This is a genomic window from uncultured Aureimonas sp. (genome assembly GCF_913775355.1).
In the GTDB taxonomy this organism is placed as follows: Bacteria; Pseudomonadota; Alphaproteobacteria; order Rhizobiales; family Rhizobiaceae; genus Aureimonas.
Genome location: NZ_CAJYIU010000141.1, coordinates 1 through 3,678 on the forward strand (window position 1 = coordinate 1; position 3,678 = coordinate 3,678).

Annotated in this window: 2 protein-coding genes; both read left to right on the plus strand. The window is 64.9% G+C overall.

Annotation, left to right across the window (positions count from 1 at the left end; all coding sequences use genetic code 11):
* A partial coding sequence (locus QZ753_RS09360) for a formyltetrahydrofolate deformylase (RefSeq protein ID WP_294643078.1) occupies positions 1-730 on the plus strand: 730 nt, incomplete at its 5' end.
* Between the two features lie 63 nt (positions 731-793).
* The gene (locus QZ753_RS09365) at positions 794-3,355 is read left to right on the plus strand and encodes an FAD-dependent oxidoreductase (protein WP_294643080.1); all 2,562 of its coding nucleotides are present in this window, start codon (positions 794-796) and stop codon (positions 3,353-3,355) included.
* Positions 3,356-3,678: the final 323 nt, after the last annotated feature.

A 3,678-nucleotide genomic window follows, 5' to 3' on the forward strand; every position in this document is an offset into this window, starting at 1 on the left:
GACCAACCAGCTCTTCGTTCGCATCGCGGTCGCGGCGCCCGAGCCCACCACGCAGTCGGTTCTCGACCTTGCGCTGAAGCCGTCGGTCGACCGCTTCGACATGCGGATCAAGGTTGAGGACCTGTCGCGTCGGCCCAAGATTATCATCATGGTCTCGAAGTTCGACCACACGCTGCTGCACATCCTCTACCAGATCAAGGTCGGCTGGCTGAACGCCGAGGTCGCAGCGATCGTCTCGAACCACGAGGACTCGCGCCGCACCGCCGAGCAGGAGGGAATTCCCTTCCATTACTGGCCGGTGAACAAGGAGAATAAAGCCGAGCGGGAGGAGCAGCTGATCGAGCTCGTCCGGACCACCGGCGCAGAGCTCGTCGTTCTCGCCCGCTACATGCAGGTCCTCTCCAACGATCTATCGAACCGGCTGTTCGGCATGGTGATTAACATCCACCACTCCTTCCTGCCGAGCTTTAAGGGCGCCAAGCCCTATCACCAGGCACACGAGCGCGGGGTGAAGCTCATCGGTGCGACGGCGCACTACGTCACGGCTGATCTCGACGAAGGGCCGATCATCGAGCAGGAGACCGAGCGCGTCACGCACGCGATGACGGGCGACGACTTCGTGGCTGCCGGACGCGACATCGAATCGCGGGTTCTGGCGCGGGCGGTGAAGTATCATCTCGAAGGCCGCGTCATGCTCAATCATCATCGCACGGTCGTTTTCACGCCGTGAATCTCTCGCAGAACGCCATCGGCGCGTCGCGCCTCCGCTCAGCGAACTGAAGGACAGAAGGACATGGCTGCTTTCCCCGAAAAGGCGCGGGTCGTCATCATCGGACTGGGCGGGATCGTCGGCGCGTCGATCGCCCATCATCTGGTCGAGCGCGGCTGGGACGACATCGTCGGCATCGACAAGTCGGGCATCCCCACCGATATCGGCTCGACCGCCCATGCCTCGGACTTCTGCTACACGACCAGCCACGACTTCCTGAGCTGCTGGACGACGCTCTACTCGATCGATTTCTTCGAGAAGATGGGCCACTACGCCCGCGTCGGCGGTCTCGAGGTCGCGCGCGTCGGCGACGATGAGCGCATGGACGAGATTCGGCGCAAGGTCGCCTCCGCCAAGGCCTTCGGCACGCGTGCGCGCCTCGTCGAGCCCGCCGAGATCAAGGCGAAGATGCCTCTGATCGAGGAAAGCGTCGTCCAGGGCGGCCTCTGGGACCCCGACGCCGGCCTCGTGATCCCGCGCTCGCAGACGGTCGCGGGCAAGCTCGTCGACCAGGCGGTCGATGCCGGCAAGCTGCAGGCGTTCGCCAACACGTCGGCCGAGTCTCTCGTGATCGAGGACGGCCGGATCAAGGGCGTCGTCACCAGCCGTGGCACGATCATGGCCGACCACGTCGTGGTCTGCGCGGGCCTCTGGGGCCGCCTGATCGCCGAGATGGCGGGCGAGGACCTGCCGGTGATGCCGGTCGACCACCCGCTCACCTTCTTCGGTCCCTACGAGGAGTTCGCCGGCACCGGCAAGGAAATCGGCTATCCGCTGCTGCGCGACCAAGGCAACTCGGCCTATCTGCGCGACACCGGCGATCCGAAGACCGCCGAAGGTGGGCAGATCGAGTGGGGCTATTACGAGGAGCACAATGTTCGCCTGGTGCACCCTCGCGAACTGCTCGAAAAGCACCAGGCCCGTCTCTCGCCCTCGCAGCGCGACCTCGACATGGAGCAGGTGATCGAGCCGCTCGAGCGCGCCATGGAGCTGACGCCGATCCTCGGCGAGCTCGGCTACAACGAGGGCCATTCCTTCAACGGCCTGCTCCAGACCACCACCGATGGCGGCCCGTCCATGGGCGAGAGCCAGAAGGTGCGGGGCCTCTGGTACTGCGTCGGCATCTGGGTCAAGGACGGCCCTGGAATGGGCAAGCTCATCGCTGACTGGATGACGGACGGGCGCACCGCGATCGACCACAACCGGATCGACTTCGCACGCTTCGCCAGCTTCCAGCTGGACGAGAAGTTCATCGAGGAGCGCTGCACCGAGACGGCGCGCAAGATCTACAATCCGCCTGTGCACCCGCGCGAGCCCTTTGCGGGCGGCCGCGGCATCCGCCGCTCGCCGTTCCACGAGCGGGAGAAGGAACTCGGCGGCTACTTCATGGAACTCGGCGGCTGGGAGCGTGCGCACGGCTACGCCGCCAACGAGCACCTTCTGGAGAAGCACGGCAACCGCATCCCGATCCGCGAGAACGAGTGGGACAACCGCCACTTCTGGCGTGTCTCGAACGCCGAGCACCTCGAGATGAGCGAGAGCTGCGGCATCATCAATCTGTCGCACTTCTCGATCACCGACATCGAGGGGCCGGATCATGTCGAGCTGATGGAATGGCTGTGTGCCGCCAAGATCGGCGGCGACACCAACATCGGGAAGGGCATCTACACGCACTTCCTCGATGACGAGGGCATGGTGCGGGCCGACTTCACGGTCATTCGCATGGCTGACCGCATCCGCATGATCAACGGCGCCGACGCCGGGCCCCGCGATTTCCAGTACATGCGGCGGACGGCCACCGACCGCGGCCTCGACGTGACGATTACGGACGTCTCCGAAAAGTACATCACGATCGGCATCTGGGGTCCGAACGCCCGCGAAAACCTCGGCAAGCTGCTGGAGGACCCGTCCATCCTTTCGCCCGAGAACTTCCCGTTCGCCGCGATCAAGCCCATCACGATCGCCGGCAAGTCCGTCACCGCCTTCCGCATCTCGTATGTCGGCGAGCAGGGCTGGGAGTTGCACATGGCCTACGAGGACGGGCTTGCGGTCTGGGACGCCCTCCGCTCCACCGGCGCGATCGCGGTCGGCGTCGAGACCTATGCGAATACCCGTCGCATGGAAAAGAGCCTTCGCCTGCAGAACGCCGATCTCCTGACGGAATACAACCTTCTGGAGGCCGACCTCGCGCGACCGAAGGTCAAGGAAGCGGACTTCCGCGGCAAGGCGAAGCACATCGAGTATCGGGCCCGCGCCAACCAGCCGGCGATGCTCTGCACCCTGGTGATGACCGACAACGTCGATTCGAAGGGCGTGCCGCGGTATCCCGTCGGAACGATGCCGGTGCTCGATCCGGCGACGGGCGAGACGCTGATCGACGAACTCGGTCGCCGCTCGTTCACCACCTCGGTCGCCTACGGGCCGACGATCGGCAAGAACATCGCGCTCGCATATCTGCCCTGGAGCCACTGCGAGGTCGGGCGGAAGCTCGACGTCGAGTATTTCGGAGACTCGTTCCCCGTCGAGGTGGCCGCGGTCGGCTACAAGCCGCTCTACGACCCGGAGAACGCGAAGCCGCGAAGCTGAGCGGCCATCAGAATTGAAGCCGGACGAACAAACGAATGCCGCGGTGGCCGACAGGCGCCGCGGCATTCGTCGTTGGTCACGCGGGCGAGGCGCAAACGCTCGCCGGCCGACGGCACGCGATCAAAGCGGAAAGGGGATGGTGGGCGATGACAGGCTCGAACTGCCGACATCCTCGGTGTAAGCGCGGGGGCTCCTGCCGAAATTCCTTGCGCCGTAGAGGATTCAGGCATCCGAGGTAGGATTGCGGAAGCCTGTTGCGACCATCCGAAAGGTCTCCATGCCGCAGGGGTTCGGCAGGGGTTCGGCAGGGGGAAGGATTGCCG